Origin of the sequence: Streptomyces sp. H27-C3 (assembly GCF_030063415.1) — a bacterium.
GTDB lineage: Bacteria > Actinomycetota > Actinomycetes > Streptomycetales > Streptomycetaceae > Streptomyces.
The window spans coordinates 1-26423 of record NZ_JASITA010000001.1 but is presented as its reverse complement, the minus strand read 5'-3'; the positions used below and the strand labels follow the sequence as shown (position 1 = coordinate 26423).

Here is a 26423-nt window from a genome sequence, read left to right as displayed (position 1 = left end):
GTTGGGTTCCGGGGCAACGGATAGGCTCTTTGTCGCAGTTCAGAGGAGTGTTGCGAGCTGGCGGCGCTGTGGCGCCAAGTTGTCCCGGAGTGGTGTCGCGTGGCGCCAGCCTGGCGCTGTCCGCCGATCTCCAGGTCGATGGCATTCAGCCCGACCTTCCTCACCGGCCCGCTCACCGGGATCTACGAGCCCATCGGCACGGGCGCCATGTTCGTCGCGGTGCACGCGGTGCACGCGGTGCACGCGGTCGCCGGGCACGGAGGGCGGCTGGGCGCGGTATGACGGCGCTCGCGCTCACTGACCGGGGCACGGTCACCGGTGCGGTGCGGTGCGGTGCGGTGCGGGCCGGCGCCGGGAGCGGTGTCCGGCCCGTCTTCGGCGTCGATCTGGCAGTGGCGGCCATTGCGCCTCCTCCGCCGGTGCGGCTGTTCCGGCCCGAGGGCGGGCTTGCCGAGCCCCGTCCTGCCGTACCGAGTCCGGTGGTGTGAGGGGGCCCGGACTGTGCCCCCTCGCGCTGTTGGTTTCCTACGAGCGTCCGGGGTGGCCGACTGGCACCGGCGGCTCCGTTGGATGGCGTCCGACGGTTGGCTGGTGACTTTCAGCCGGTGTCGGTATCTCCTCGTCCTGCCCAGATGTCAGCACCCTGGGTGGGCCGAACCGAGCAGCGCTTCGGTCACCTCGTCCAGGTCGAGGCGCTTTTCCACGGCCTGCAACTGCGGCAGTCGGGCCCGGGTGCTGGTGCTGACCCGGGGCGGGGCGAGCTGGCTGCAGCAGTCCTCGTTGGGGAGGGTCGAGATATCAGCGGTGCCGATGGGCCGGGATCTCCTGCTCGTCCCAGCCTCCAGCGCGCCCGCGTCCACTACTGGTCGGACGTCGTCATCCCCGGCGCGCTCTCGCCTTTCCGGGGGAGCGGTGGGGCGGCTTGGAGGGAGTCGAGCATCCCCACGCGGTCGGCCAGCCCGGCCAGCGCCTCGTACTGAGTGCGACTGAGCGGCAGCCCGAAGTACTCGATGATGTGGCACAAGTCGTCGACCGCCAGCTCTTCTTCGGCGCTGCGGGACATGTTCAGCGTCGACCTCAGCGCCCCGCTCGCGGCGCCGCCGGCCTTGCTCGCGGCGAGCTCTTCTATGCGAGAGGCGAACTGTCCTCGCCACAACTCGTTCTCCCCGAGCATGGTCATTCGGCGTGCTCCCCTGTTCTCCGGCCAGGCAGGTCCCTGAAGGCGCGGTGCCCGCAAACAGACTGTGGGGCCGACCGGAGTGTCCTCCGGTCGCCCCCACAAGGTAACCGCGATCGTGTCAGAGCCGCGGGCTGCCGTAGTAACCGCCGACCTGCTGGTGGTATCCCGGGTCGCCGATGTGCTTGTCCTTGTCGAACTCGGGCGAGTCCTTGATCTCCGCCTTGGTGCGTGAGACGTGGATGGTCTTCTCTGCGGTGTCGATGCTGCTGACCGTGCCCGCAGGCAGCAGCACGTGCTTGCCGAAGATCCATACGCCGGTGTCGACCACGATGTAGGAGGAGCCGACATCCTCGGAGTGCTTGTCGACCTTGCCGATGCTGCCATCGGTCGCCTCGACCTTGAACCCGGTCAGATCCGTACCGGGGGTGTGCTTCGTAGTCGGCTGGTAGCCCCAGATGTCACTCACAAATAACTCCTTCATCGAATTCGGTTGAGCGTCTCTCGATCAGGCGAGTGCCCGATAAAAGGGCCCTCACACAGGTCTGCGGAAAAATTCGGACAGTGGGCGGAGTGGTCGGGCGAACAGAGGTAGAGGAATCAAGAGGCCGATTGTTGTCAACCTCAGAATCAGCCGAAAGGAGTGCCCCGGTGGAAAGCGGCCATGCGTTCAAGGTTGCGTTGTTTCGTCATTGATTTTCTGGGAACTCGATAGGTTTTTGTGCCGCACGGCAAAATTCCGTGGCGGCATGTGGGCCATGGTGCGGCTGACGCGAAAGCCTCCAGAAGGACGTGCTGAAGGCGTCGGCGGGGCGTCGTGAGGTGGGCCGCGAGGCGCGAGCGTGTCGGGAGGGGTGTGGCGGCCCATGGGCTGGCAAGCGATCCCCTGATTGCCGAGAGGGATACTGGTATGAAACGGTGGATACTCGGCTGTCGTCGGGCATGAGACAGGCGTGGCGGGAGAAACTTCATCGATCCCGTGTCCCACCGCCGTGCGCGGTGCGCGCTACGGGCATCCCCGGCCCGCTCGCGGCTGGTCCTTCGGTCTCGGCTACGGCCACCGGCCCGAATCGACACCACGAGCGACCTCGCCACGATTCTTTTCCGTGCGGTGCCGCACGGTGGCGTACGGGGCATGGCTGAGGAAGCGACCGACCGGATGGGGGGCAGTTGATCAGCATCGGAGCGGGTGCGGCGGGTGCGGCGGGTGCGGCGTCCGTGTTCTGTTTTCTCGACGTCGTCGTGGTGCTTGCCATGCTGGATGTTGTCGATGACGTGCGGCCGGCGGTCCTGTTCGGCAGCCTCGTCGTATTCGGCATCGGGATGTTCGCCCCGGCGATGCAGTCAGCCGTCGAACGGCGCACGCATCCGTAGCTGACGACCGGCCGCCGTATCGATTGATTTACCTGAAATGTCGCCGAGCGAGAGACGTGCTGAGCGGCAGAAACAAGATCTGGACCCCCTTCCGCTTGTGACCGCCACCGACGAGCCTTATCCACGGAGACCGGTAACAGTCGCGTGAGAAGTGAGGCACCTGATGAGTCCTGCGAACGCTGCCCGTCCTGAATCGACAGAGGACACCAACTGGCATGTGGATGACCGCTGTACGAACTGCGACGTCGCCCGGCAGTTGGCGCCCGACCTGATCGGCGAGGTCGGTGGCCGCTCCGAGATCCTTCGTCAGCCCCGCGGCGCGGCTGAGGAACTACAGCTGTACGCCGCCTTATTCGCCTGCCACACCCGTTCCATCCGCTCCTCCCGTCAGTCGGACGTGTCGCTCGACCCCTTCCCCTTGCGCCTGGACGACGTCGTCCACCTGTGCGGACACAATTCTCAACAGACCGCCGGAGCCAACTCCTACTTGGTGCAACGTCCTTCCGGGACCCTGCTGATGGTGGACACCCCGCGTTGGAGCGAATCGCTTGCCGCCCGGTACGAGAAGCTCGGTTCGGTCACCGATGTTCTTCTCACCCACCGGGACCACGCGGCGCACGGCCGCCGCTACGCCGACCGCTTCGGGGCCCGGCTGTGGATTCATGAGGGCGACCTGGACGCGGCCCCTGATGCCGACTGCGTCCTGCGCGGCACCGAGCCCGTCGAGATCGCCCGAGGAGTCGTCGTGCACCCGCTTCCGGGCCACACCGAGGGAAGCGTGCTGTACGTCGTCGACGAGCGGTACTGCTTCAGCGGAGACAGCTTCTACTGGTCACGCTCGACGGACGACGTCGAGGTTGCGGAGAGCGTCACCTGGTACTCCATCCAGGAGCTGGCAGCATCCTTGGCCCGCACGGCCGGCCGGCTCGACTTCGAGTGGCTGCTGCCCGGTCATGGCGGCCGCAAGCACCTGCCGGCCGAGCAAATGGCGCAGAGAATGCGGCAGTTGGCGGGGCGGGCCGGCGAGATGCGGCCGCAACCGATCGACTTCACCGCATTGCGATGGTGAGCGCCCACGGCGGTACGTGATGTCCCGCACCGGGATCCGGGGGAGGCGTACGGCTGAACTGCACTCCGGCGGCTGCCCCGCTTTCGCGACAGCTTCGCCCCTTCGGTGGCCGGAAGATGAACCAGACGCAACGCCGTCACACACCTGGCCGTCCTACCGCATGCACCTGTAATCAGCTTTTAGTGGAGGTAAGTCATGCGATGGCTGATGACAGCACCTGTGGCGCTCGTGCTGGCGGGCGCCGCTGTGGCCGGCGCGGCCGGAGCCGCGACCGCGCCGGTGGACAAGTCCGCTTCGACCGTTGTCTGCGCGATCGGCTGGGGCAGCGGCGGCAAGGCGGCCACGGAATCGGGGTCCAAGCCGCTGAAGACCATCAGGACCGGCCAGAACACCTGTTACGACCGCATGGTCTTCGACATCAGCGGTGCGGTCGGCAAGCCGGGTTACCACGTCGGTTACGTCGACAAGTTCCACCAAGACGGCTCCGGTGAGCGGATACCGGTCAGCGGCGGAGCCATTCTGTAGATCTTCGTGAACGCACCGAGCTTCGACACCGCGACCGGGAAGCCCAGCTACGCCGGTAGGGCCGGGCAGCCGCTGCCGGGCGTGAACCTCACCGGGTACAAGACGTTCAAGGACACCAAGTTCGGGGCGAGCTTCGAAGGGCAGACCCAGATCGGCCTGGGTGTTCGCGCCAGGCTCCCATTCAGGGTGCTCCAGTCCGGCGACAAGCTGATGGTGGACGTCGCACACGCCTGGTGACCGACCGGGCGCCCACACGAAAGTCGATGGGCCGCATACAGGTGCGGCCCATCGGCCCGGCTCGGCCGACGCTGTCGAGCAGGCACTTGACGTACGTCGCCGGAAGCTCGCCCAGCGGCTGCTTCAGCACCGCGGGCTCGGTCAGGGAAGCCTCCGGGTGCGGTGTCGAGCCGCCCACGATCCGGGTGATCTGCTCATCGGTGAGGTCCTGGCCGTCGTAGTCGCCCGCGGCCAGTGGAGCCCAGAAGCCGTCATTGGCGACGATCGACGCCGCGAACTTCGCCGGGCCCTCCCACCAGGCGGACGCGAACGACTGTCCCTCGGTCGGTACGATTGGAGTCGACGAAGACCACCCGGGCAAGCCGGTCGCCGATCCGCTCGGCGGCCTGGCCGACCGGGATGCCCGAATAGCTGTGCCCGACGAGAACGACATCGCGCGGATCCAGACGCTCGACCTCGTCGACGATGCCGCCGGCCGCCCCGCTCCGGTCCTGGATCGGTGCCAGGAGACGACGACACCGCACGGCCGCCGGGGCGAGCAAGGTGAACCGGCGGCGTAAACTTGGCAAACCTGCTGGTCAACTGGCCCGCGACAGGGCCATGATGAGGACCTTCCGTGTTGTACGACGAGAGGACACCGCTCATGGCTCTCCCCGCACTGACTCCCGCCCAGCGCGCCGAGGCGCTGAAGAAGGCATCCGTGGTCCGAAAGGAGCGCGCCGCGGTTCTCTCCGAGCTCAAGGAGGGCAAGGTCTCGCTCCATGAAGTGCTGGAGCGTAAGGACGCCGTCGTCGGTAAGACGTCCGCACGCCGACTGCTGGAATCACTGCCCGGCATCGGTAAGGTCCGCGCAGGCCAGCTCATCACCGACCTCGGTATCTCCGAGCGTCGTCGTGTCCAGGGGCTGGGGTCCCGCCAGAAGGAGCGTCTGCTTGAGCTCTTCCCGCCGCAGGGCTGAAGTCGAGGGAAGCGCCGGCGGCCTGTGCCGTCGCCGGTAGTGCTCCTGGGGGAATCCCGTTCATGCCTTCATCGATCGTTCCTGCGATGTCCGACGGTGATCTTGCCGCGTTCGACCAGCCCGCTCTGCCGGTCGGGGGTGATGTGCTGTTGCGTCCCTGGCTGCTCACTGATGCTGCCGCTGTGATGGAGGCGTTCCAGGATCCGGCGATCCAGCGCTGGCATGTGCGCAGGGCTGATTCCGTGCAGGAGGCGGGAGAGTGGATCGAACAATGGCAGCGGAGCTGGAGCGAGGAGACGGGCGCCCATTGGGCGATGGTCCACGCGGGCAGTGGCGCGCTGCTGGGCCGTATCGCTTTGAAGTCGCTGTCCCTGGCGGACGGTAAGGCCGAAGTGGCCTACTGGACGGTACCGGCAGCTCGCGGTGGCGGGTTGTGCCCCCGTACGGTCCAGGTGCTCACGTGCTGGGCGCTGGGTGAGGGCGGGTTCCACCGGATCGAACTTGAGCATTCGACCGCGAATGAGGCGTCCTGTCGGGTGGCGGTCAAGGCCGGGTTCGAGGAGGAAGGTGTCCGCCGTGGTGCGTGGCTGCACGCGGACGGCTGGCACGACGTGCACCTTCACGCACGGCTCCGGCAGGGCTGACCCAGCAGGTTTCCCCTCGGCAAGTCGAGACGACGGGCCCCGGACCAGCCCCACGCGGCGGGGCCCACCTCGCGCGCGTCGACGCACTGCCGCGTGAGGCGCGTCCGCCCCGCCGTTCGATCCGCGCTGTGCGCGGCGGGGCGGCCGCACCGGACTCGGGCGGTCCGGGCGAGCCGGTGGTCCCGCTTCAGGTTCCGGTGATGCCGGCGCGTGCCAGGGCCGGTAGGAACTGGTCGTAGAAGGCCACCTTCTGCTGAAGGGCCCGCTCTTCCATCTCCTTGAAGCAATCGGTCGAATCCTCACGGGCGAGGAGCTCGCGCAACCGCGTCGCCAGCCGATCGGAGTGGGTGGTCGACAGCAGGGACACGGTCGCCAGGGAATGCGCCTTGGCGTCGTGGATGTAGTGCGGATAGTAGAAGCGTGAACGGTTCTCGCCCTCGCTGGTCAGCGAGGGCCCCATCCGCTCCCACAGCCGTCCGTACTCGACGGACACCAGGACCTCGCCCCAGAAGCGCAGCACTGTCAACAGCCGCAGATCGGCGTTGTTTTGGGCGCCCGCATCGGCGATCAGGTCGAAGGTGTCATTGATCGCTCTCTTCGTCTCCGCCGTTGGCCTCGCCTCCACGAAGGCCCGCCTGGAGATGCCCAGTTGGAGGAGATCGTCCTTCATGTCCTCACGGTGCGAGGGCGTGTGCCCGCCCGCGTCGGGATACTCCTCGCGCAGAATGATGCGTGCCGTGCGCACCCCGACCTCGTCACGCAGCAAATCGATCGCGAGGTCGTAGCACGGGGTGAACGCGAGCGACAGAAAACGGCGCTGAAGAAGGATCGTGGCGAAGTCCTCGTCCGGCAGGAGCGTTACGTTCGCCAGAACCGGATGCTCCTTGTACCGCTCGATCAGTTCGTCCTCGAATCTGTCCAGTTCCTGCATGACCGTAACCTCTCTTGCCAGGATCACAGGTTGATGGTGGCGACTGATCCGCGCCAGTCGCCGAGGTCCACATCGCGGCCGATCATCCACAAGGTGTCCATCTCGTGCTGGACCTCTCTGCCCATCACGGTGTTGCACCCGTCGATCTCGATCTGGGTGGATTCGACGGCGAGTCGGCCATGCAGGAACGAACTGACCAAGTAGCGCTCGTCGGCCTTGTACACGGCGACCGACGGCAGGGAGTTGTAGACCCGCACCTGGAGCCGCGACCTGGCCGACGCCGAGGCGCCCCGGTACAAGGATTCGAGGATCGACAGGCACCGCTCGACGCTCGCTCTCACATCGTCGTCGAGCGCGGGGTCCCGTACGGTGCGTAACGCTTCGTCGCGCAGCCGGGCCACGGGCGACGACGGGTGCAGCAGGAGGACGCGTACCTGCACCTGCCGGTCGACGAGGGCCCTCTTCAACTCGCTGTCGAAGCGGTGCAGGTTGGGGATCCAAGTCTGCAGGATGGTCACCTCCCGAGCGGCGGCCTCCACGTACCCGGTGAATCTCTCATCGGGAAACCGTCGGTGCACCTGAATCGCGCCACCGTAGTGCTCCTGCTTGAGCTCGCGCGCCAGGGCATCGATATCGAGCTTGGAAAGCTGGGTGTTGACGTTGTCGAGCACCTTGAGGCGGTCGACCTCCAGGAGGAGGAACAGCGTGACCGTACTCAGGATGAGCAAGGTGATTTTCGGGAGCGCACCCCCGGGGGCCAGCTTGTCGAGCCAGCCGAGTAAGTCGGCCAGCAGGACCGCGATGCCCGCCGCGGCCATCAGGGCGAGCGCGATCCGCTCGGCCCGGTAGCGAATACCGCTCCCCATCCCCACTCCACCCTCTGAGTCACCGTCGTCGGCGACCGTACACAGCTTTGCGTGACAGCGTGGTCATATCACCGGGTCACCGTGCGCAGGCCCGTCGGTGGAACTGACGCACCGGCAGCGGAATTCGTACAAGCAACGATCGGCCACCGGCGCGGGACACGCGATGCGTCGGCCGGGCGGCCCGGTCCCGCTAAGGTGATCGACGTGCGAGTACTGCTGGTCGAGGACGACGGGGATCTGCGTTTCGGGGTGGCCGCCGCGCTGCGTGCCGCCGGGCTCGCCGTCGACGAGACCGCCGACCTCCCGCAGGCCGACGAGGCGCTCTTCGTCACCGCCTACGACTGTGCGGTCTTCGACCGGATGCTCCCCTCCGGGGACGCGGCCGACTATGTGGAGCAGCTGCGGAGCGCCGGCCGTGCCGTGCCGGTGCTCTTCCTCACCGCCCGCGATTCGGTCGCCGACCGGGTCGGAGGCTTCGCCAGCGGCGGTGACGACTACCTGGTCAAACCGTTCGCCGTGCCGGAACTCGTCGCCCGGGTACGCAGCCTGTGCCGCCGGGCCGCGGTCCTGCGCCCACCCGTCCATCGCATCGCCGACCTTGAGATCGACACTGCCCGGCGGCACGTCCGCCGCGCCGGGGTGCTGCTCACGCTCACCGGCCGGGAGTTCGCTGTCCTGGAGGTGCTGGCCACACGCGCCGACCAGGCGGTGTCCCGCGCCGAGCTGATCGAGAGCTGCTGGGACGAGATGACCGAGCCGCAGTCCAACGTCCTGGAGGTGCTCGTCTCCCAGCTCCGCCGCAAGCTGGGGAACCCGCCGCTGATCCGGACCGTGCGCGGGACCGGGTACCGCCTGGCGCCCGAGGACCCGCCCTTCGACGAGCCGCCGCCCGACGGTCCGCGATGAAGGTGATGCCCGCCCGCTTCCGTCGGTCGCGACCGCTCACCCCCACGGCGAGGGTGCGCGGGCTACGTCGGCGCAGCACCGCGCTGTTCGCGCTCACCAGCGCCGTGGGGCTCGTCGCGATGGCCGCGCTCGCCGTGCGCAGCGACGACGCGCGCTGGCGCGAACAGCTCGACCAGTCGATGAACGCGGACACCAGCTGGGCCATGGGACTGCTGGAAACCGACGAGGACGGCCGGCTGGACACCCGCGGTCTGGCCGACACGATGGGCACCGGCTGCCCGCCGCTGACCGTGCTGTCCGTGCCGCCCGGCGACGGAGCCGACCTGGTCGTCGATCACGCGCCGCGCCGCCCCTGCCTGTCCGTCGGCCCCGGCGACGTACAACAAACGGCGGCAGCGGCCGTACGCGACGAGGACGCCGCCGCGTTCGACCGGCATACGACGACGGGCGAACCGGTCCGGGTGTTCGCCCAGCCCTTCTACGCACCCGACGCCGAAGAGGGCGACGGACCGCAGGGTGCCATGTTCACGCTGTCCGGGACCTCCGACCAGCAGGCCGACCACCGCCGTCTGGCGTGGCTCGTGGCGTCCGGCTGCGCGGTCCTGGTGTGCCTGTCGGCGGCGGTCGGCCATCTGCTGTCCGGGCGCGCGATCCGCCCGGCACTGGCCGCCCTGGACCAGCAGGAGACGTTCCTCGCCGACGCCGCACACGATCTTCGGACGCCTGCTGCGTCACTGCGTACCCTCGCCGAGACCGCGCTGCGCGGCGAGACGGACAGCACCGACGTCCTTCGGCGCACGCTGCGACTGGCGGACTCGATGGGCGGCCTCGTCGACGGACTGCTCACCCGGGCGAGGCTCATGTCCGGTACGGAGACACTCGCACGGGAGCCACTGCGCCTGGACCAACTGGTCGAGGCGGTCGTCGATGACGCGCCCACCGAGGGACACCGGGTGGTGGTACGGGCCGAGGAGACCGTCGTGGTCGCCGACCCCGATCTGGTGCGCCGGGCCGTGGCGAATCTCCTGGGCAACGCGCTGGCCCACGGCCACGCTCCCGGAGAACCCGCCGACGTCCGGATCAGCGTCGCGCGCCACGGCGCCGTGACGGTCGACGACGCGGGCCCCGGGCTGCCTCCGCAGGTGGCGGACGCCCTGTTCGACCGGTTCCGCAGCGGGTCCGGGTCGACGGGACTCGGACTGTCCATCGCCTCCTGGGTCGCCCACGCGCACGGCGGCAGCCTCACCGCGGACCGGGGAGAACGCGGCGGTGCCCGCTTTGTGCTGCGCCTCCCCACCGGCGACCGGCCGCCCGCTGCCCGCGGGGCGTAGCGAGCCGGGTGCGGGGCGCAGCGCGGGGGCCACCTTCATCAAATCCTCAGCATCGACCGGGCAGGCTGCGGTGATCCGAACATGGGAGCACCTGTTGAAGCGCGCTGTCCGTCGCCACCCGCTCGTCCTGACCCTGGCCGTCCTGGCCGCCACTTCGCTGGCCGGCTGCACCGCGACGGCCGGAGCCGCCCCGGACCGGCCGCAGGCGCCGAAGGCCCCTGCCGACCCCGCGACCCGCGCGGACCTGAAGTCCTTCTACGGGCAGCAGCTGAAGTGGACCGCGTGCGGCGACCTCCAGTGCGCCCGCCTCACCGTCCCGATGCTGCCACAGGTGTTGCTGCCACCGCCTGAGTGCAGGCCGACGGCCTTGCCACCGGTGGCGGTCACATAGGCACCGCCCGAGTCACCCCCGGCAGAACAGGCGTCGGAGTAGGAAAGACCGTCGATGACGACACTGCCGTAGTCGACGGACTGGTCGACCCTGGTGATCTCGCCGCAGTGCCAGCGGCTGGTCTGCCCCGAACGGCACACGGCCTGCCCGACGATGCCGTCGGCAGAACCGGTGACGGTCACATCGCCGCTCCCGTAGCCGGAGACCTTCGGCAGCAGGTTCCAGCCGCTCTGGTCGATGTCGACCAGGCCGAAGTCGCCCTCCCGGGCGTTGATGCTGAGGCTGCCGTTCTTGTTGGAGGTGCCGACGCGGGTGCCGTCCTTCCCGTACGCGGGCTGGTCGGCGTCGTTGGTGCAGTGGCCGGCGGTGAGGAACGCCTTCGCGCCGCCCGCCCCGGTGACGGAGAAGCCGATGGAGCACGGGCTCTCGCTGCCCGGTGTCCACTTCTCGCCCCCGACGACGTCACCCTGCTCCTGACGCGGCGCGTCCGAGGTCTCGACGACGCGGATCCGGTCGCCGAGGGCCCGTATCCGGGTGAGGAAGGACGCGGTGGCCGCGGTGCGTTCCGTGCGGTGCACCCGGACCTCCACCCGGCCGCGGCGCTCGTCGATGCCCCACCCGAGCACCCCCGCGACCCCGTCGCCGACCTGCCGGGTGACGGCGCGTGAGGTGGCGTCCAGGTGGGGCTGCTGCTGTACGGCTGGTGGCAAACCAGCTCGGGGGGTTCCTCGCTCGCCGTGGCCACGCTGTGCGTTCCGTTCGTGGCGCTGTTTTCGAGGCTCCGCGACCGGATGAGGAACCGTGCTCAGGAGACGGGGATGTGGGTGCGGCGTCGCCTGCGCGGCGGGCGGGAGTAGGGGGGGACTCAGCGCATCCGGTGGACGATGCCAAGACGGGCGTCGTCGGGGGCGAGGTCGTCGACGCTGTGGATGGCTCCGGTCAGGAAGCCTCGGCCCAGGGGAGAGAACGCAACCAGCCCGATGCCCAGCTCGTCCAGAGTCGCCTTGATGCCGTTGGTCAGCAGGTCCTGGCTGAACAGGGACGGTTCGGACCGCACGGCCGCCAGCGGGTGGACGGCGTGGGCGCGCCGGATCGTATCGGCGGACGCCTCGGACGGACCGAGGTGACGGACCTTGCCGGCCTTGACCAGCTCGGCCACGGCGCCGACGGTCTCCTCGACCGGTACCTCGGTGACGATCAGCTCGTTCACATATTTCAGAGTGCCCCCTGGAGCGCGCTCCAGGTCAAGTACCGGTTTTGTGACTCACAGTGATGTCGCACTCGCCGACCTGTCTGAAGGAGGGGGGCCGGGGTAACCGGCGGGTCGAGGCCTCGCACCATTGCCGGCGCCTGCCAATATTCTGTATTGGCAGCGCGAGGCAGCGCGGGGCGAGGATGGAGGGAGCGGTCGATGCCGCTCTCGCCGACGCTCCAGGGAACAGGAAGCCATGGATACGAACCCCACAGGGCCCACAGCCACGGGCGCGATGCTGAGCCAGGAGATCTTCGGCGCACCGTGCTGGATCACCTTGATGGCGCGCGACCTGCGCGCTTCGCAGTCCTTCTACGGCGCGGTTCTCGGCTGGCAGTTCCAGCGGGCCAGACTCGGCGACGAATTCAGCGTCGCCCTCCTGGACGGCACACCCGTCGCGGGCATCGGCGCTCTCGCCCCCGCACTGCGCGCACCCGTCGCATGGACGCCGTATTTCGCCGTAGTCGACGTGGACGAGACCGCGGCAAGGATCCGGGAACGCAGCGCCACCGTCGCCGTGGGGCCACTCCGCTTCCCGGTGGGGCGCGGCGCGCTCGCGGCGGACCGTGACGGCGCGGTTTTCGGCATCTGGGAGGGCCAGCTCGTCTCCGACTGGCAGTCCTGGCGCAAGAACGCGCCCGCGTGGCTGAGGCTGCGGGCGCGGGACGCGTTCGAAGCCGCGATCTTCTACGGCGAAGTCCTCGACTGGGCCTGTGGCCGGCCGGGTTGCTGCGAGGTTGACTACGAGGCGGGTGACGTCGTACTGCGTCAGGGCGGGGATGTTGTCGCCCATCTCGGCTCGGGAGCGAACGGTGCGGCGCTCGAGGCTTTGATTCAGCCCCGGTGGCATGTCTACTTCCCGGTATCCGATGTTGAAAGGACTGTTCAGGCAGCACTCCACCATGGCGGTTCCGTCCTCGGGCGGGAATCGGACTCCACCGGCGCCGAGGCGACGCTGTGCGACCCCGACGGGGCCGTGTTCACCGTCACCACGCGGAGCCGCGGGTGAAGGGCACGGCCCAGGGCACCCGTGGCACCCCGCACGTTCACAGGCTCCCGCGGTCCGAGTCCGAAGCGGAATTGACCCACGAATTCACCCTGTGAATGCACCCTTTCGCTGGTCTATTGGCTGCCTAGAATCGTAGTCACAAGGCCGCGGGCGATGCTCACGGCCGCCGACCAGGCCCAGGGAGTACGACCATGAATGCCACCGCCCTCAAGCCCGTCCTGACGCGCGCCGCCGACGCCGAGACCACCAGCGACCCGAGCAGCGTCATGACCCTGCTTGCCGACTGCGGCACCGACGGCAGCTCGCTCACCAGCTACCGCTCGCAGTTCGCCAAGGGAGCCGCGGGCGCCCCGGCGCACTTCCACACCCGGGCCTCCGAGCTCTTCTTCGTCATCGGCGGCTCCCTGCAGGTGCTCGTCGACGACGACGTCAAGATCCTCGACGAAGGGGACTTCCTGCTCGTACCGCCGCACACCCCGCACGCCTTCGCGGCGGCTCCCGGCGCCGAGGCCGATGTGCTGTTTGTTTTCACTCCGGGCATGCCGCGCTTCGACTACCTGCGGCTCCTCGGCCGCGTGATGCGGGGCGAGGCGAGCCCGCAGGAAATCAAGGAGTCCTCCGAGCGCTTCGACAACCACTACGTCGACAGCCCGGTGTGGCGCGCCGCGCTCGACGCCGCGTAGGCCGGTGCCCCCGTCCATACGGACGCCGCCGTCGACCGAGGGATCGGCGGACGGCGGCGGCGCGGGACAACAGAGGGAGGGGGAGCGTCAGCGCGAGTGGGGCCCGCCCGCTCCGTCACTGGCCAGCACCTTCCGCAGCACCTCCGCGAACCCCTCGGCCTGCCCGAGAAAACCGCCGTGGTCGCCGGGGAACTCCACGGGTGGTGTGCCGAGCAGTTCGGCCAGCGCCGTGGAGGTCAGGTACGTGTCCAAGGTGCCCGAGTCGGCTCCGATGCCGACGACGACACGGGACGGGCCACCCGTCAGCGCGGGGACGTCCGGCAGGTATCGGGTGGTCCCCCGCAGCTCATGCGCGAAGAAACGGGCGCCATTGGCGACATCCCGCAACGACGGCTCCTCGGGCGGCGGAGCGGGGGACCCGTCGTCATCCGCGTCGAATCCGGCACTGGCCATGAACTTCATCCAGGCTGCCCCCTGCCCCTCCTTGTGGAAGGTCTCGATCATGTCGTCGACCACGGCGCGGCGCTCGACGGCGTCGGGGAGCAGCTCCAGCAGAGGAGGCTCGTGCGCCACGAGCGTCCGCACCCGCCCGGGATGCCGCGCGACCAGCGCGAGGCCCGTCACCGCGCCGCCGCTGCTGCCGAACACATCGGCGGAGTCCGCCCCGAGGGCGTCCAGGATGGCGATGACGTCGTCCGCCCGCAGCTCGGGGGTGGAATCCTGCTCGGGGTCGTCGAGAATGCTGCCGGAGATGCCCCGGGGGTCCTGGGTGACGACGGTGTGGTCGGCGGCGAGCGCGTCGGCCAGCGGGGCGAAGGCCGCGGCGTCCATCGGCGCCCCCAGAATCAGCAGCAACGGGCCCGCGCCGCGGACCTCGTAGTGCAGGCGCGCGCCCTGGGTCTCAAGGGTGTGGGTGGCAGTCATGGCCGTACGTCCTCCCGTTGATGGTCCTCCGCGGTCGCGGCGACAGGGGTAGGACTCCGGGTGGACGCAAAACTAATCGCCGGCTTCGAACAACCTGCTCCAGGGCTCGCGGCTTCGCACGATCCGGCGCGTTCCGGCCTCCGGACGGCTGTGGTTCGTCGGCGTCCGCGTCGGTACGAGCCCGCCGGCTCTGGAAGAGCACCCGCTTGATGGGCACCAGCGACAGCCAGCTCCACATCGCCGCGGCGGGGGAGACGAAGGCGATGGGAATCGTCGCCCCGAATACCACCACGTTCGTCACCAGGTCCGTGACGATCTTCCGTCCGACGTGGTGGGGGACGGGGTGTGACATCTGCGGGCGGCGCCAGACCGAGAGGAGAATCGCCAGCAGCAGCAGATCGATCACGACGATGATGCCGGCGTAGCTGACGACGGCCAGGGGTTGCGACGCGTACTCGGAAACAACGTGGTGGGAAAGGGGAGCAGCGCGATGGCTCCCGGACAGACCGGGGAGAGCCGCAGGGGCAGCCCGTCCACCCGCTGGGCCAGCTGGTGGATCCGGCAGTGGCCGCGCCCCACAGAGAGGCGAGGATGGTGAAGCTCAACGCGCAGGCGCCGATCTTGGGCAGCAGCTCGTGCAGCATGTGGCGGAAGTCGGCCGTGTCCCGATCGGACGTCACATGAGTGTCGAGCACCAGCAGCGTCATGGCAATGGCGAAGACCCCGTCGGACAGGGCAATCAGCCTGTCCCGATTTTCCTGGTCCGTTCCGCTGTCGTTCACGGGGGGCACCTTATTGGCGAATGATCACGAGGCATTTCACCGAGCGTGCGGGCGCCGGATGCCCCGGCCGGTGACCCCGGGGACGGCCGTACCGACGCGGCGTGACAGATCCATCGCGGTGGGGCGCCAAGAGGAAGGCGTCCCATCCGCCGCGGGTCGAGGCAGATGCGGCTTGGCCCGCCGTGTGGCGGGTCCCCGGGGCACGGGAACCGTCCCTCGGTTACAGGAACCGGTCCCTCGGTTACAGGAACCTGCGGATGGGGACGACGGCCGCCTCGCGGGCGCGCTGCGCCAGCGAGCGCTTCTTCCAGCGCCCCGGCCGGATGAGCTCACTCGCCGCCCTGTCCTCCTCGAAGTGCCCGTCGAGCGTTGCGGTGAACGCCACGTCCAGGACTGCGAGCATGACCTCTTCGTCGTGGTCGAGGGAGCGGCGGTTGAAGTTGGTCGAGCCGACCAGCGAGGCGACATGGTCGACGGTGATGACCTTGGCGTGCATCATCGTCGGCTGGTACTGGTAGATCTTCACCCCGCAGGCGGTGAGGTCCTCGTAGAAGTTCTGGCCGGCCAACTGGCAGACCCGCTTGTCGGTGTGCGGGCCGGGCAGCAGGATCTCCACCTCGACTCCGCGCCGCGCGGCGGCGCAGAGGAGCTCGATGAAGTAGGCGTCCGGGGCGAAGTAGGCCGTGGTCAGCCGGAATCGTTCCTCGGCCGACTCCAGCATTACCCGGATCAGTGTCTGCATGTCCTGCCAGCCGAAGCTGGCCGAGCCGCGTACCACCTGCACGACCGCGCCACCCTGCGGGCTGTGCGCGAGGAACCGGTCGCGGTCGTCGAAGAGTTCGTCGTGGCACTCGGCCCAGTTCTGGGCGAAGGCGGCGGCGATTCCGTCCACCGCGGGGCCCCGGACCTCGACATGGGTGTCGCGCCACTCGTTCTCGTTGCGCGCGTTGCCGCACCACTCCTCGGCGATCCCCACGCCGCCGGTGAACGCCACGTCCTCGTCCACGACGAGGACCTTGCGGTGGCAGCGGTGGTTCTGCTTGAACAGCGAGAGATGCATCGGCTTGCGGAACCACGCGACCTGCACACCCGCCCGGTCCATCACCTTGAGCTGATCCGCCTCGATCAGTCGGCTGCCGAAGCCGTCGAGCAGCAGCCGCACCCGCACCCCCCTGTGCGCGCATTCGGCCAGTGCCTGGGCGAACTGGCGGGCAATTTCGCCCTTCCAGTACACGAACGTCATCATGTCCACCGTGTATTCGGCGGAGCGGATGGCGTCGAGCATGGCCGCGAAGATCTCATCCCCGTTGCGCAGCGGAATGACCGAGTTGCCCTCGGTCGCGGCGATGCCTATCAGCCGCTCCAGGCGACGTCGTATCCGCGTGGTGCGGTCCTCGAGTACGGCCGATGTGTGCGCCGCGTGGGCGGGCACGGACAGTTCCGGCGGATTCTGCGTACTGGTCATGACGTCACCCGGCCGGCATACAGATAGAGGAAAACGGCGCCGCGGTTCCCGTCCGGCACGGGCTGACGCAGCCAGCAGACTCTACATCCCGGGCCCGGAGCGCACGCAGTGGCTCGGGACAGCAGTCCGATGCCGTCCGACACAGGCGATGCGTGGGAAGTGTGTGGAGCGCTTGAGTCGCCGGTGGGCTGCGCATTCCCGGCCCTGGAGATCTGCGTCGCCTGCGCCTCAGGCGGTGGGCAGGTCCGCGATACCGGCTGCGGTGAGCAGGGTGCCGGTGGCTGGTGTTGCGCCGGTCGTACACCGGTGGTGGGTTTACCGCATGGGAGTCCTGCTGCCGGGTCAGGTGACCTGGGCACAGGCACACGCCGCTGCCCGGACCGGAGGCATTGCGCCGCATGCATACGTATGTGCGTGCGGAGGCCGCCGGTGGCGGGGAGCGAAGAGAGGATCCGTGGTGAGTGAGCGGTGCGAGGGCTTGGTGCAGTACTTCAATCGTGAGCAGGGCTACGGCTTCATCGTCCCGTTCGGCCGACACGACCCCGTCTACGTCCGCCGGGAGGACATCGAGGGCGAGTGCCGCAGTCTCTCGGAGGAGCAGCACGTCTCCTTCACCCTGCAGCTGGCCGACGGGCGCTTCGAGGCGCGTCAGGTTCGTCCCTGAGGCCCCTGGCGGTACCCCTCGGTCGAGTCCACGCAGGCCTGCGCCGCCGCCCTGCCCGTAAGTCATGCCCGGACAGGGCGGCGCCGCCCAGCACCGCGCGCGGGGAGTCACCCGCCGGCGAAGAGTCGATTCGTCCACGCCGACCGTTCTCCCGCCGCGGTCAGGCGGCCGGGACGACCTCGGTGTCGTAGAAGCAGAAGTGGTCCTTGATCGCGACGACGTCGTCCTTCGGCTCGGGGTACGCCCAGACCAGATCGGCCGCTCCGGGCACCGACCAGTACGAGGCGTCACCCTTGAACGGGCAATGGGTGCGGGTGCCGGAGTCGATGAGCAGCTCCGTGCGTACGTCCTCGGGCGGCAGGTAGTAGCGCGCCGGACAGCCCGTCTCGCGGAGCACCAGAGGGCTGCCGCTCTCCGCCAGAACCTGGCCGTCGCGCACGACACGTACCGGGGTGGTGCCTTCTTCGATGGTGATGCGGTGTCCATTCGTCATACGCAGTGCAGCGCTCAGAGGCGGCTGGTTCTTCCGGGGAGCCGGGAATCTGTCCGCACGCGGAAGAGGGCCGCTATGCGGGCTTGCCCTCGACGAAGAGCATGCGCAGCTCTATCGCCCCATGCCTGGCTGTTCGAGCCTCCTGGTATTCGGCGGAGGAGTACCACTCCTTGATCCGGTCCATGTCCGGGAACTGGAGCACGGTCGCGACGCGGGCTGCGGGCCACGTCCCGCTGGACAAGTGGGCCCGTAGCGGGAAGAAGCCCACGCCGGCAGCGGTCGCGGACGACTGCCCGCGTTTCGACGCCAAGTTTGGGAGCGGCTGTTTCTACGAACCGGCCTACCGGCCCGCTCCCTATGCCTCCCGGGTCGATCCACGCCCCGGCGGACTCGCCTGGCCGGCGATGACGGCTGCCGGGGAAAGGCAGTGGAGCCCGCGTTCCGGGGGTGGGCATCGCGCCCCTGACAGGTTACGCCCGACGGGTCACGACCGCGTCGACCCGGCGCGGTCGGTGACCGGTACGTCGAGGGGGCGGGCGAGTCCCACCACGCACTCGTCGAGACGCTGCAGATGCCGCAGTACGCGGAAGGTCACCGTGCCCGACGGCAGGACACCGGACCTGTCGGCCTGCAGCGTCGAGGCGATGCTCGCACCGGACTCGACCTGACCCGCGGTGCCCTCGTCCTTCACATGCGCGGCGAGCGCCTCGATGTTGTGGGCGATGCGCCGCCCGGCCCGCTCCAGACGAGGGTCGGCCGCGACCGTCTTGCTGTGCGGCACGAGCTCGGCGGTCGCCGCCAGGGAACGGGCGTGATACGCGCACGTCTCCAGCAGCGCCACCAGATAGCGAACGGTCTGCCGACGGCCGCGCAGCGGAGAGATCGGGTGGGTCAACGGCTTGGTGGAGGCGCGCAGCTCGTCCAGCGCCGTGTCCAGATCCCGCGCCAGGGTCAGCAGATCCGACGCGGGCCCGCCACTCAGCTGCTCCACCGCCGCCGAAACGACATCGCCCAGCCGGTCCAGGACCGTGCCCAGCAGCTCGTCGGTGCGGCGGTCGGTGTGCACCGGCAGCACCAGCACGGCAGCGATGATCCCGCACGCGGCGCCGAGCGCCGTCTCCTCGATGCGCAGCACCAACACGTCGAAGCTGTAGGAGTTCAGCAGGGTGTAGAGCAGACCCAGCATCGCCGTGACGAAGAAGGACATGAGCGCGTACGACAGCGGAGCGGTGAAGAACATCCCGAAGATGAACACCAGGACCAGCGTGAACGCGACCCAGGTGTGGTCGCCGACCAGTCCCGCGAGCGCGACACCGGCGACCACGCCGAGGACCGTGCCCAGGAGTCTGCGGTAACCCTTGACCAGGATCTCGCCGGTGGAGGCGGTGTTGAGGAAGACCACCCAGCAGGTCAGGACCGCCCAGTACCAGCGCTGGGTGGAGAGCAGCTCCCCGCCGATGATGGCCAGGACCGAGCCCACCGACACCTGGAACGCCGCCCTGGTGGTGAGGCGTTGCAGCCCGGTACGGTCCGCGTCCTCGGGCTCTTCCTGGGCGGCGAGCGCGACGTCCTCCGCGTCGAACTCCTCACGGGACCTGGTGGTCGCCGGTGAGTCGTCGGACTCGTCCTGGGGCCCGTCCAGCGCGAGCCGCAGACCGAGGACGGCACGGGCGGCCTCACCGATACCGCGGAAGACGTCCTGGACGGCGGCGGTGGCGGGCGGCAGCCCGTCCTCGTCCCGGTAGCCGAGCAGCCGGTTGCGCACGTGGGCCACGGCCGTGCCCCGGTCGTCCGACGCGGGCCTGACCACCAGCAGATGCAGGGCCTTCAGGTCGCGGCGCAGCGTGATCGTCGCGTCGTCCTCGGCCGGCCTCCAGTCGCCGGTGACCGGCACGGGCGCGTGCGGCAGATGCAGGGTGAGCGTGTCCGCGCGCTCGGCGCTGCGGGCATTCAGCAGGAGCATGCCCAGCCGCTCCGTGGCGATCTCGGCGTCCGCGACCCGGCGCTGCAGCAGGGCGGCCGTGGCCGCGTCGCGGGTGCCGTCCTCCAGGCGGCTCTGGATCATCAGAGCCGCCTCGTGCAGCCGGGCCGTACGCCGTCGTACGTCGTCGAGCACTTTGTCCAGCTGCTCGGGTCCGGCGTCGAGCAGCTCGATCTGACTGGCCACCAGCTGAGCGACGCGCGCTCGGAAGGCGTCGCGCAGCCGCGTGAGGACGCGCTGGGGCGTCTCCGGCACGACGGCGAACCGCACCACCGCACTGGAGGCGAAAGCGACGGCCAGGGTCAGGTGCAGCACGGGCAGGGCAGAGGTGGTGGCGCCCACGAAGAGGGAGAGGAAGTAGATCTGGAAACCGATCAGGCCCAGCGCGGTGCCACGGTCGCCGAACCGCCGGCTGTAGACGGCGCCGAAGATGAGCGCGACGAAGAAGATGTCACCCATGATGATCCGGGTGTTCAGCAGCGCGCCCAGCGACATCGCGACGAGGGCGACCGGCAGGCCGAGCGCGAGCGTGACGGCCTGATCGCGTACCTGCTTCTCCTTGATCGCGAAGGTGGAGACCATCGCGGTCATCGCACCGGCGACCATGTGAGTGATGCCGGTATCGAGCAAGGCCAGGACAACCAGGGTCAGGGCGATCGCCGCGACCGTCCGCAGCCCCGCCATCAGCCGCAGCAGCCCCGGATCGGACGCCGCGAACCGATCCCACATTCCGGTCCCGCGCCGCCGCCCCACTGCCCTCACGCTGCCGTTTCTCCCGCTCCCCGCTGTGATCCGCCTACGCCTCAGCATCGCACGGCAGGCAATTGGGGGACGACAGGCGGTCGGTGCTCGCCGCGTTCCCGCGCGGATGCGGGCGACGGCGCGTGACCGCCGTCGCCCGGCCCCCGGCGCTCCGGTGCCGCCCGAAGGGGCACGCTCCGACGCCGTCCAACCCGTCGTGGCGCGGCGTGCAGTCCGGAAGAGGGTGCGTGCCCGTCGCGAACCCGGGCATGTGCGGAGCATGGCCATTCTGAGGACAGTCGCTCGCCCCCTGCTCGCCTCCGTCTTTCTCTCCGGCGGACTACGAACCCTCCGCGATCCGCACTCCGTGGCGCCCGTGGCCGACCCGGTGGCCCTGCCCTTGGCGGAACGCGTCCCGCAGTTGCCGGACAAAACCGTGCAGCTCGTACGGATCAACAGCGTCGTCCAGCTCGGCGCGGGCGCGCTGCTCGCGGTCGGCCGTTTTCCGCGCGCGTCCGCGCTCGCACTGGCCGCCTCACTCGTACCCACGACCCTTGCGGGACAGGCCTGGTGGAACACGAAGGACCCCGAGGAGCGGGCCCGTCAGCGCGTGGAGTTCACCAAGAACCTGGCCCTGTTCGGCGGCCTGCTGATCGCCGCGGCGGACACCCACGGCAAGCCTTCGCTGGCCTACCGCTCGCGAGCCGCGGCCACCGCCGGCCGGCGCAGCGCCAGGAAGGCCGGGCACACGGTCGGCGCCGCCGTCTTCGACAAGGCACACGGGGTACGGTCCGCGGCCGACGCCGTACGCGATCGCCTCCCGGTCGGCTGACCCCCGGCACACGCTCGGGCGGGGTGGACGTCCGCCCGAGCGGGGTGAGTTCGTGTGCGACGCGTGGTGGTGGCTCCGCGTAGTGACGGCCCCTCCGCGGCCAGGCGACTGGCCGAGGCCGCGCCGGCTGCCCGGGTGGTCAAGGCGTTCAACCTCTGCCACGAGGGCGTCTGGCGTATGTCCCCGCCCGTCTTCGACGGTCAGCCGTGGGTCTGTGCGGAGACGCGCAGCCTCCGGGTGTTTCCGGCCCAGGTCAGAAATGCGGTGAGGGCCAGGAAGGCGACGCTGATCAGCGCGCTCGCGAGGGCGACGTGGGCGTATCCGTTCGTGAAGGCGTCGAGAAAGGGGTATGGGTACCAGTCGGCCACGGGCCCTCGGACGAGGGTGTAGACGAGGTAGAGCAGCGGAAAGAGCAGCCACAGTGCGCTGCGGCTGTAGCGCAGGGGGCGCAGGGGCGGCAGCAGGAGCCAGTCGAGGAGCATGACCACGGGCATCACCTGGTGCAGGACAACGTTGGTCCACGGCAGCATGCCGGTTTCGACGTCGGTCAGGGCGATCGCGAAGACCAGTGCCGTGACGACCATGTAGAGCGTTGCCGCGCCACGCAGCAGATGGGGGACCCCGGGCCGGTCCAGCGAGGTGGCCAGGCCGCCCCAGGCGAGGACGAGCACGGCCGCACAGTTGCTCAGCACGGTGAAGAAGCTGAAGAAGTCGTCGAGCCCCAGGCCTACTTCACTGGCGTGCACCGCGCTGACCCAAAGCGCCGCCGCGGTGAGCGCGGCGAACCCGATGCGGGCAAAGGCCGTCCAACGCGTCACGAGCAGCCTCCGATGTCACGGCCGCTCTGCACGCGGCCGAGGGAGATCATCATGAGCTGTGTCGCCCGCTCAGCCGGGAAGGCAGGCCGGCGGGTCCCGGAAGAGTTCTGCCGTCCGGAGCTGTGAACGGGCACACGGAGTGGTCGCGCGGCGTAGGTGCCCAGGACATGGCCGCGCAGAGCGATCCCCGAGCGGGTCACCGACGGCTCGTCCAGATCGAAGGAGACCACACCGGCGGGGACCAGCGCGTCGAAGAGGTCGAGCTGTTCGCAGGCCCAGGCGAGGCCCGGCCGGGCGAGGGTGAGGAACTGGCTGCTGAAGGTCGGCATGAGAGGCTTTCCGGTCATCGGGACGCGCCGTGGGTAGGGGGAGCGGGCATGCGTACGGGGAGCGGGCATGCGTACGCTCTCATGACTGTGCCCGGCCACTCCGCGGTTCCCGCCAGGGCGGCGGCCGGGCCCGCAGTCGGTGGCCGTGGCGGGCTTCCCCCGTGCGGCCTCGCGGAGGGATACGGCCCACCCGACGGTCAGCCCAGGCAGCGTACGGGCGCGCCGGACAGATACGCCTGGATGTCCTCGACCGCCTGGCCGTAGTACGTGCGGTAGTTCTCCCGGGACACATAGCCGAGGTGCGGGGTGGCCAGCAGCCGGGGTGCCGAGCGCATCGGGTGACCGGCGGGCAGCGGCTCGACGTCGAACACATCGATCCCGGCGCCGGCGATCGTGCCCCCGCGCAACGCGGTGAGCAGGGCGCCCGACCGGCGGCTGAACGCGCCGTCATCGGCGTTGGCTTCGCATCCGTCGACTGAAGCACTGCGAGGGGGCGTGCCGCGCGGCCGCCCTCGCAGTTCACTGCCTGGTGGGTAGTCGGCTCAGCGAGCGCCGAACAGTACTCCCCGAGCGGCGAGTTGGGCTGTCACGGGTGGCGCCGGGCCACTTCCCGCTCGTGCTCCGGAGCGTGGTCGTGTCGGGGCAGGAGGAGTGGGGTTGCCAGGAGGAGGAGACCGGCGATCGCGATCGCGGGGCGGGGACCGGTGATGCCGGCCAGTAGCCCCCACAGGGCGGTCAGGGCCGCAATGGTGAGTTTACTGGTGACCGACCACGCGGACAGGGTACGGGAGACTCGGTCCGTCGCGGTTCGGTCGAGCCGGTGGGTGGCGAACACCGGGTTGAACACGCCCATGCAGGTGATCAGCCCGAGCTCGACGGCCATGACGAGGACAAGCCCGCCCGTCCCGGGGCCGATGAAGGCCAACCCGAGCGTCCAGCATGCTCGTAGCGTCCCGGCGGTGAGCATGACCCGGTGCCGGCCGAACCGTGCGACGAGTCGGCGGGACAGCCGCGAGCCGATGAGACCGCCGATGCAGGGGACGGCGAATGCGAGGCCGTACTGCCACGGTGCGAACCCGAGGCTGCTGAGCATGAGGACGGCGAGGAGCGGGGCAGTCGCCATGATCAGAGCGTTGACCAGGACGGTGTTGAAGAACAGCGGGCGCAGTGTCGGACGGGCAAGGATGTAGCGCCATCCGTCGAGCAGGTCGCCGGCCCGCAGCCGCGGTGCAGCGGCTCGCGCGGGGCGCGGTTCCTTGCCGCCGATGGCGTGGATCCCTGCCGCCGAGAGCAGATAGCTGATCGCATCGGCCGTCATGGTCATGACCGGGCCGAACAGTCCGATCGCGGCCCCGCCGAGGGGTGGGCCGAGCATCGTGGCCGTCCAGGTCGTGGACTCCAGCCGCCCGTTCGCGACGAGCAGGTCCTCCGGCCGTACGAGCGTCTTCAGGCATGCGCCGCCGGCCGCCGTGAAGGCGATGTCGGCTGCGCCGACCACGACCGACACGACGAGGAGCTGGGTGAAGCCGAGCAGGCCGAGCGCGAACGCGGCGGGGACGCTCATCAGCGCGGCGAACCGGACCAGATCCGTCGCCACCATCACCGGCCGCTTGCGGCGGAACTCCACCCACGGACCGAGCGGCACCGCTACCGCAGCTCCGACCGCGAGCCCTGCGGAGGCCAGCAGCGACACCTCGGTCGCCCCCGCGTGCAGCACGAGGATCGCGATCAGGGGGAACGCGTCGAACGCGAGCCGCGTGCCGAAAGCGCTCACCCCGTAGGCCGCCCAGAACCACCCGAACTGTCGCCCCAGCGACCGCTTGGCCCCCATGCCCGGCCCACCTCTCGTTCTCTCTCGCTCCCGCGTCCGATCGACTCGACATTGATCACCGAGATCAAACCGACCAGCACCGCAGCAGGTCAAACAACTGGTCGGCCGACAGCCACAACGGCACGTTGTGCGACTCGCTAGACTGGGGCGACGTGAACCTCGATGCTGTGCGTACCTTCGTCGCCGCCGCTGACGGGGGCCAGTTCCAGGGCGCCGCCGATGAGCTGTCGATCACCCAGCAGGCCGTTTCCAAGCGCATCGCCGCATTGGAGAAGGACTTCGGTGTGCGGCTGTTCACTCGCACCGCCCGCGGCGCTCGGCTCACCATCGACGGCCAGGCATTCCTGCCCCACGCCCGCGAGCTCCTCCGGGCCGAGGAGCGGGCGGCGGCCTCCGTGCGGCCCGGCCGCCGCGCGCTGCGCGTCGACGTGATCGGCCGGCAGCTCGCCCCCGCAGGGCTGCTGCGGGACTTCCACCACGCACATCCCGGGACCGAACTCGATGTCGTGACCCTCTTCGACGCCGACACAGCCGTTGACGCTGTTCGGACCGGCACGATCGACACGTCCTTCCGTGCCATCACCCAGCCCGCGAGGCAGCTCCCCGACGGCATCGAAGCCGACCGTGTTTTCGACGAGCCCCTGCTGCTCCTCACCGGACCGGCCCACCAGTTGGCCAACGCCCGAGAGATCACCCTCGCCGAGCTTGCCGGGCACAGAATCTGGATGCCCGGCATCGTCGCCGGAACCGAGTGGGCCGCCTATTACGAGGAGCTCGCCGTGGCGTTCGGGCTCACCGTCGATACGATCGGCCCCAACTTCGGCATCGAGCCGCTCCTGGACGCGATCGCAGACTCCTCCGAACTGGCGACGTTCGTCGGCAAGCAGACCCGGCTCCTGTGGCCGGCCGCCCACGACCTGCGACTCATCGCCGTGCACGACCCGACACCCGTTTATCCGCATTCACTGATCCGGCGCAGCGACAACCTCCACCCCACGCTGACCGCACTGCGCCAGTACCTCGAATCCATCCGACCCGAGCACTCCGCGGCTGGAACCTGGACACCGAACTGGGCGCGGTGATCGACAACCGCGCGCCGGCCGACATCGCTGCCCGGTATGACCGCCGGCCCCGCTCCGATCAGGCCCAGAAGGCGTCCTCGGCGTCCCGGGCCGCTGAGAACAGCCCTGTGCAAGTGACGGCCGACTGGTGGTGACGACGCGGGTCGGTCCGCGGACAGGGAGGTTGTGGTGATGGGGGCATAGGTAAGCCGCCCCCCTGCGGGGCCTCACCTATGCCCCTCGACGAACGCTGCGCAGGTGCCTCTCCTGTCTGCTGACGGCAGGCCGGGGGGTAGGTCCTTCACGGGATCCATCTTGTCCGATGGTGGCGCCCGGGACTACGGGGTTTCCCGCTCGTCGAGCGAGTGCGGGTTGAGCATCGCCGGGCAGGAGTTCCACAGCTCCACCCCGGCTCAACTCCACCACCGCACGGTGTTCGTCAGAACTACGGCGCTGCGTTCGCGCCCGCGCACCCGGTACGTGTAGAGGCTTCCCCTTCCGCGGCGAAGTCGGGTCGCGAAAACATCTGCCATGTCGGTCTTTACCTCGCCCCCATACTGATTGGACCCGCAGGAATCAATGCCGTGCAAGCCGTGCCCGTGTTGCTCGCCGACTGAATGCCTGGTGTCACGGTGTGACGCTGATGTTGGTCAGCCCTACCGTCGCCCGGGTCACGGTGTTCGACGCGTGGACGACGTTCGGCCGCTCGCGGCACTTGGACGTGGACGTGACTTTGATGGCGTACTGGCCCATGCTGCCCAGGTCGGACTTGTTGTTCCGCCATACCGTGCCGCAGCCGTTCAGGAACGACGGATAGGTGCCCGGGTTGTGTGTTTCGTAGCCATTGGCGAAAGTCCCGGGCGGGGCGAAGGTTCCGGTATTTCCCTCGATCAGGTAGTCGACGCCCTTGGCGTCGATCCACGAGTCGGCGGAATTCTTTCCGCTGATGCCTCGCCCGTCGAAGGTGTTGCCCCGGACGACACCGTCGAAGGTGCCTTCCTTGATGTCGATGGCCTCCCCGGTGTGAGGTTCCCCCGTTACTCGGGAGATGCTGATCAGCTGGTCAGGGAGGGTTGACGGGGTTTCAGGTTCGCTCTTCTGGTCGTTGCCTGATCGGAGTAGTACCTCTCCTCGAACTCGATCGGGCTG

At 69.2% G+C, this 26423-nt stretch carries 28 protein-coding genes and 7 pseudogenes; 15 read left to right on the top strand and 20 right to left on the bottom strand.

The window, feature by feature from the left end:
• Window positions 1–138: 138 nt before the first annotated feature.
• Window positions 139–282: a hypothetical protein gene (locus tag QMK30_RS00175; RefSeq protein ID WP_283515233.1), complete on the top strand. Its 144-nt coding sequence runs from the start codon at window positions 139–141 to the stop codon at window positions 280–282.
• 353 nt (window positions 283–635) lie between these two features.
• On the opposite strand, the gene QMK30_RS38395 is transcribed toward QMK30_RS00175, so the two are convergent.
• From QMK30_RS38395 to QMK30_RS00160, 3 genes are all read right to left on the bottom strand, one after another.
• Window positions 636–860, bottom strand: coding sequence for a hypothetical protein (locus QMK30_RS38395; protein WP_349362022.1), 225 nt, complete (start codon window positions 858–860; stop codon window positions 636–638).
• The gene (locus tag QMK30_RS00165) at window positions 860–1180 is read right to left on the bottom strand and encodes a hypothetical protein (protein ID WP_283515025.1); all 321 of its coding nucleotides are present in this window, start codon (window positions 1178–1180) and stop codon (window positions 860–862) included. The genes QMK30_RS38395 and QMK30_RS00165 overlap by 1 nt, the downstream gene beginning before the upstream one ends.
• A gap of 118 nt (window positions 1181–1298) precedes the next feature.
• Window positions 1299–1661, bottom strand: coding sequence for a PRC-barrel domain containing protein (locus QMK30_RS00160; protein ID WP_283515024.1), 363 nt, complete (start codon window positions 1659–1661; stop codon window positions 1299–1301).
• A 686-nt stretch (window positions 1662–2347) separates the two neighbouring features.
• Between QMK30_RS00160 and QMK30_RS00155 the strand changes: the two genes are divergently transcribed.
• From QMK30_RS00155 to QMK30_RS38640, 3 genes and pseudogenes are all read left to right on the top strand, one after another.
• Window positions 2348–2551, top strand: coding sequence for a hypothetical protein (locus QMK30_RS00155; RefSeq protein ID WP_283515023.1), 204 nt, complete (start codon window positions 2348–2350; stop codon window positions 2549–2551).
• Window positions 2552–2714: 163 nt separating this feature from the next.
• Entirely contained in the window at window positions 2715–3620 is a 906-nt protein-coding gene (locus QMK30_RS00150) for an MBL fold metallo-hydrolase (protein ID WP_283515022.1), read from the top strand.
• A gap of 195 nt (window positions 3621–3815) precedes the next feature.
• Window positions 3816–4382, top strand: a pseudogene (locus tag QMK30_RS38640) (AMIN-like domain-containing (lipo)protein).
• A 73-nt stretch (window positions 4383–4455) separates the two neighbouring features.
• On the opposite strand, the pseudogene QMK30_RS00140 reads toward QMK30_RS38640, so the two are convergent.
• Window positions 4456–4906, bottom strand: a pseudogene (locus QMK30_RS00140) (alpha/beta fold hydrolase); the annotation flags it as partial.
• A gap of 119 nt (window positions 4907–5025) precedes the next feature.
• Between QMK30_RS00140 and mihF the strand changes: the two are divergent.
• Entirely contained in the window at window positions 5026–5340 is a 315-nt protein-coding gene (gene mihF / locus QMK30_RS00135) for an integration host factor, actinobacterial type (RefSeq protein WP_283515021.1), read from the top strand.
• An 86-nt stretch (window positions 5341–5426) separates the two neighbouring features.
• On the top strand, window positions 5427–5984 hold the full coding sequence (locus QMK30_RS00130; RefSeq protein ID WP_283515020.1) for a GNAT family N-acetyltransferase: 558 nt from the start codon (window positions 5427–5429) through the stop codon (window positions 5982–5984).
• A gap of 187 nt (window positions 5985–6171) precedes the next feature.
• On the opposite strand, the gene QMK30_RS00125 is transcribed toward QMK30_RS00130, so the two are convergent.
• Entirely contained in the window at window positions 6172–6915 is a 744-nt protein-coding gene (locus QMK30_RS00125; RefSeq protein WP_283515019.1) for a hypothetical protein, read from the bottom strand.
• A 23-nt stretch (window positions 6916–6938) separates the two neighbouring features.
• Window positions 6939–7781 (bottom strand): hypothetical protein, encoded by an 843-nt coding sequence (locus tag QMK30_RS00120; protein ID WP_283515018.1) that lies wholly within the window; start codon window positions 7779–7781, stop codon window positions 6939–6941.
• A 204-nt stretch (window positions 7782–7985) separates the two neighbouring features.
• Between QMK30_RS00120 and QMK30_RS00115 the strand changes: the two genes are divergently transcribed.
• Together QMK30_RS00115 and QMK30_RS00110 are read left to right on the top strand one after the other, a co-directional pair.
• Window positions 7986–8687 carry a response regulator transcription factor gene (locus tag QMK30_RS00115; protein ID WP_283515017.1) on the top strand — a complete coding sequence of 234 codons (702 nt, stop codon included), beginning with the start codon at window positions 7986–7988 and terminating at the stop codon, window positions 8685–8687.
• Window positions 8684–10018: a sensor histidine kinase gene (locus QMK30_RS00110; RefSeq protein WP_283515016.1), complete on the top strand. Its 1335-nt coding sequence runs from the start codon at window positions 8684–8686 to the stop codon at window positions 10016–10018. Before QMK30_RS00115 ends, QMK30_RS00110 begins: the two co-directional genes overlap by 4 nt.
• A gap of 255 nt (window positions 10019–10273) precedes the next feature.
• Here the strand turns inward: QMK30_RS00110 and QMK30_RS00105 are convergent, their stop codons facing one another.
• Window positions 10274–11119 carry a S1 family peptidase gene (locus tag QMK30_RS00105; RefSeq protein ID WP_283515015.1) on the bottom strand — a complete coding sequence of 282 codons (846 nt, stop codon included), beginning with the start codon at window positions 11117–11119 and terminating at the stop codon, window positions 10274–10276.
• A 155-nt stretch (window positions 11120–11274) separates the two neighbouring features.
• Entirely contained in the window at window positions 11275–11619 is a 345-nt protein-coding gene (locus QMK30_RS00100) for an aldo/keto reductase (RefSeq protein WP_502963020.1), read from the bottom strand.
• 238 nt (window positions 11620–11857) lie between these two features.
• Between QMK30_RS00100 and QMK30_RS00095 the strand changes: the two genes are divergently transcribed.
• Both QMK30_RS00095 and QMK30_RS00090 read left to right on the top strand, forming a co-directional pair.
• Window positions 11858–12670 carry a VOC family protein gene (locus tag QMK30_RS00095; protein WP_283515014.1) on the top strand — a complete coding sequence of 271 codons (813 nt, stop codon included), beginning with the start codon at window positions 11858–11860 and terminating at the stop codon, window positions 12668–12670.
• A gap of 191 nt (window positions 12671–12861) precedes the next feature.
• On the top strand, window positions 12862–13353 hold the full coding sequence (locus tag QMK30_RS00090) for a cupin domain-containing protein (RefSeq protein WP_283515013.1): 492 nt from the start codon (window positions 12862–12864) through the stop codon (window positions 13351–13353).
• A gap of 87 nt (window positions 13354–13440) precedes the next feature.
• Here QMK30_RS00090 and QMK30_RS00085 read toward each other — a convergent pair whose 3' ends face one another.
• From QMK30_RS00085 to QMK30_RS00070, 4 genes and pseudogenes are all read right to left on the bottom strand, one after another.
• Complete coding sequence (locus QMK30_RS00085; protein ID WP_283515012.1) at window positions 13441–14277, bottom strand: alpha/beta fold hydrolase; 837 nt, start codon at window positions 14275–14277, stop codon at window positions 13441–13443.
• Window positions 14255–14683: a hypothetical protein gene (locus QMK30_RS00080; RefSeq protein ID WP_283515232.1), complete on the bottom strand. Its 429-nt coding sequence runs from the start codon at window positions 14681–14683 to the stop codon at window positions 14255–14257. Before QMK30_RS00080 ends, QMK30_RS00085 begins: the two co-directional genes overlap by 23 nt.
• A gap of 223 nt (window positions 14684–14906) precedes the next feature.
• A pseudogene (locus tag QMK30_RS00075) lies at window positions 14907–14984 on the bottom strand (hypothetical protein); the annotation flags it as partial.
• 316 nt (window positions 14985–15300) lie between these two features.
• Window positions 15301–16524, bottom strand: coding sequence for a phospholipase D-like domain-containing protein (locus QMK30_RS00070; RefSeq protein WP_283515011.1), 1224 nt, complete (start codon window positions 16522–16524; stop codon window positions 15301–15303).
• Window positions 16525–16981: 457 nt separating this feature from the next.
• Between QMK30_RS00070 and QMK30_RS00065 the strand changes: the two genes are divergently transcribed.
• Window positions 16982–17188, top strand: coding sequence for a cold-shock protein (locus QMK30_RS00065; protein ID WP_283515010.1), 207 nt, complete (start codon window positions 16982–16984; stop codon window positions 17186–17188).
• A 160-nt stretch (window positions 17189–17348) separates the two neighbouring features.
• Here the strand turns inward: QMK30_RS00065 and QMK30_RS00060 are convergent, their stop codons facing one another.
• Complete coding sequence (locus QMK30_RS00060; protein WP_283515218.1) at window positions 17349–17687, bottom strand: DUF427 domain-containing protein; 339 nt, start codon at window positions 17685–17687, stop codon at window positions 17349–17351.
• 67 nt (window positions 17688–17754) lie between these two features.
• A complete protein-coding gene (locus QMK30_RS38635) occupies window positions 17755–17865 on the bottom strand; it encodes a DUF1330 domain-containing protein (protein WP_502963019.1) in 111 nt (36 codons plus the stop codon).
• A gap of 49 nt (window positions 17866–17914) precedes the next feature.
• Between QMK30_RS38635 and QMK30_RS00050 the strand changes: the two are divergent.
• Window positions 17915–18197, top strand: a pseudogene (locus QMK30_RS00050) (hypothetical protein); the annotation flags it as partial.
• On the opposite strand, the gene QMK30_RS00045 reads toward QMK30_RS00050, so the two are convergent.
• Complete coding sequence (locus QMK30_RS00045; RefSeq protein WP_283515008.1) at window positions 18166–20391, bottom strand: FUSC family protein; 2226 nt, start codon at window positions 20389–20391, stop codon at window positions 18166–18168. The pseudogene QMK30_RS00050 and the gene QMK30_RS00045 overlap by 32 nt on opposite strands.
• Before the next feature lie 292 nt (window positions 20392–20683).
• On the opposite strand from QMK30_RS00045, the gene QMK30_RS00040 reads away from it, so the two are divergent.
• Window positions 20684–21235 carry a DoxX family protein gene (locus QMK30_RS00040; RefSeq protein WP_283515007.1) on the top strand — a complete coding sequence of 184 codons (552 nt, stop codon included), beginning with the start codon at window positions 20684–20686 and terminating at the stop codon, window positions 21233–21235.
• Window positions 21236–21322: 87 nt separating this feature from the next.
• A pseudogene (locus tag QMK30_RS00035) lies at window positions 21323–21442 on the top strand (NADP oxidoreductase); the annotation flags it as partial.
• Here the strand turns inward: QMK30_RS00035 and QMK30_RS00030 are convergent.
• The 4 genes and pseudogenes from QMK30_RS00030 to QMK30_RS00015 all read right to left on the bottom strand — a co-directional run bounded on the left by QMK30_RS00030 (window position 21436) and on the right by QMK30_RS00015 (window position 24213).
• Window positions 21436–21906: a Pr6Pr family membrane protein gene (locus tag QMK30_RS00030; RefSeq protein ID WP_502963039.1), complete on the bottom strand. Its 471-nt coding sequence runs from the start codon at window positions 21904–21906 to the stop codon at window positions 21436–21438. The pseudogene QMK30_RS00035 and the gene QMK30_RS00030 overlap by 7 nt on opposite strands.
• A 143-nt stretch (window positions 21907–22049) precedes the next feature.
• Window positions 22050–22400 carry a hypothetical protein gene (locus QMK30_RS00025; RefSeq protein WP_283515006.1) on the bottom strand — a complete coding sequence of 117 codons (351 nt, stop codon included), beginning with the start codon at window positions 22398–22400 and terminating at the stop codon, window positions 22050–22052.
• A gap of 179 nt (window positions 22401–22579) precedes the next feature.
• Window positions 22580–22804 (bottom strand): annotated as a pseudogene (locus QMK30_RS00020) (NAD(P)-dependent oxidoreductase); the annotation flags it as partial.
• Window positions 22805–22968: 164 nt separating this feature from the next.
• Window positions 22969–24213 (bottom strand): MFS transporter, encoded by a 1245-nt coding sequence (locus tag QMK30_RS00015; protein WP_283515005.1) that lies wholly within the window; start codon window positions 24211–24213, stop codon window positions 22969–22971.
• 152 nt (window positions 24214–24365) lie between these two features.
• Between QMK30_RS00015 and QMK30_RS00010 the strand changes: the two genes are divergently transcribed.
• A complete protein-coding gene (locus tag QMK30_RS00010) occupies window positions 24366–25295 on the top strand; it encodes a LysR family transcriptional regulator (protein WP_283515004.1) in 930 nt (309 codons plus the stop codon).
• Between the two features lie 606 nt (window positions 25296–25901).
• Here QMK30_RS00010 and QMK30_RS00005 read toward each other — a convergent pair.
• Window positions 25902–26423 (bottom strand): annotated as a pseudogene (locus QMK30_RS00005) (right-handed parallel beta-helix repeat-containing protein); the annotation flags it as partial.

Excerpts from the sequence above, each read along its gene's own strand:
- QMK30_RS00090 (WP_283515013.1), top strand. The coding sequence starts at position 12,862 with ATGAATGCCACCGCCCTCAAGCCCGTCCTGACGCGCGCCGCCGACGCC.
- QMK30_RS00015 (WP_283515005.1), bottom strand. The coding sequence starts at position 24,213 with ATGGGGGCCAAGCGGTCGCTGGGGCGACAGTTCGGGTGGTTCTGGGCG.
- QMK30_RS00120 (WP_283515018.1), bottom strand. The coding sequence starts at position 7,781 with ATGGGGAGCGGTATTCGCTACCGGGCCGAGCGGATCGCGCTCGCCCTG.
- QMK30_RS38635 (WP_502963019.1), bottom strand. The coding sequence starts at position 17,865 with ATGGACCGGATCAAGGAGTGGTACTCCTCCGCCGAATACCAGGAGGCT.
- QMK30_RS00160 (WP_283515024.1), bottom strand. The coding sequence starts at position 1,661 with ATGAAGGAGTTATTTGTGAGTGACATCTGGGGCTACCAGCCGACTACG.
- QMK30_RS00025 (WP_283515006.1), bottom strand. The coding sequence starts at position 22,400 with ATGACCGGAAAGCCTCTCATGCCGACCTTCAGCAGCCAGTTCCTCACC.
- QMK30_RS00040 (WP_283515007.1), top strand. The coding sequence starts at position 20,684 with ATGGCCATTCTGAGGACAGTCGCTCGCCCCCTGCTCGCCTCCGTCTTT.
- QMK30_RS00150 (WP_283515022.1), top strand. The coding sequence starts at position 2,715 with ATGAGTCCTGCGAACGCTGCCCGTCCTGAATCGACAGAGGACACCAAC.
- QMK30_RS00110 (WP_283515016.1), top strand. The coding sequence starts at position 8,684 with ATGAAGGTGATGCCCGCCCGCTTCCGTCGGTCGCGACCGCTCACCCCC.
- mihF (WP_283515021.1), top strand. The coding sequence starts at position 5,026 with ATGGCTCTCCCCGCACTGACTCCCGCCCAGCGCGCCGAGGCGCTGAAG.
- QMK30_RS00175 (WP_283515233.1), top strand. The coding sequence starts at position 139 with ATGGCATTCAGCCCGACCTTCCTCACCGGCCCGCTCACCGGGATCTAC.
- QMK30_RS00070 (WP_283515011.1), bottom strand. The coding sequence starts at position 16,524 with ATGACCAGTACGCAGAATCCGCCGGAACTGTCCGTGCCCGCCCACGCG.
- QMK30_RS00165 (WP_283515025.1), bottom strand. The coding sequence starts at position 1,180 with ATGACCATGCTCGGGGAGAACGAGTTGTGGCGAGGACAGTTCGCCTCT.
- QMK30_RS00095 (WP_283515014.1), top strand. The coding sequence starts at position 11,858 with ATGGATACGAACCCCACAGGGCCCACAGCCACGGGCGCGATGCTGAGC.
- QMK30_RS00045 (WP_283515008.1), bottom strand. The coding sequence starts at position 20,391 with ATGTGGGATCGGTTCGCGGCGTCCGATCCGGGGCTGCTGCGGCTGATG.
- QMK30_RS00125 (WP_283515019.1), bottom strand. The coding sequence starts at position 6,915 with ATGCAGGAACTGGACAGATTCGAGGACGAACTGATCGAGCGGTACAAG.
- QMK30_RS00085 (WP_283515012.1), bottom strand. The coding sequence starts at position 14,277 with ATGACTGCCACCCACACCCTTGAGACCCAGGGCGCGCGCCTGCACTAC.
- QMK30_RS00130 (WP_283515020.1), top strand. The coding sequence starts at position 5,427 with ATGTCCGACGGTGATCTTGCCGCGTTCGACCAGCCCGCTCTGCCGGTC.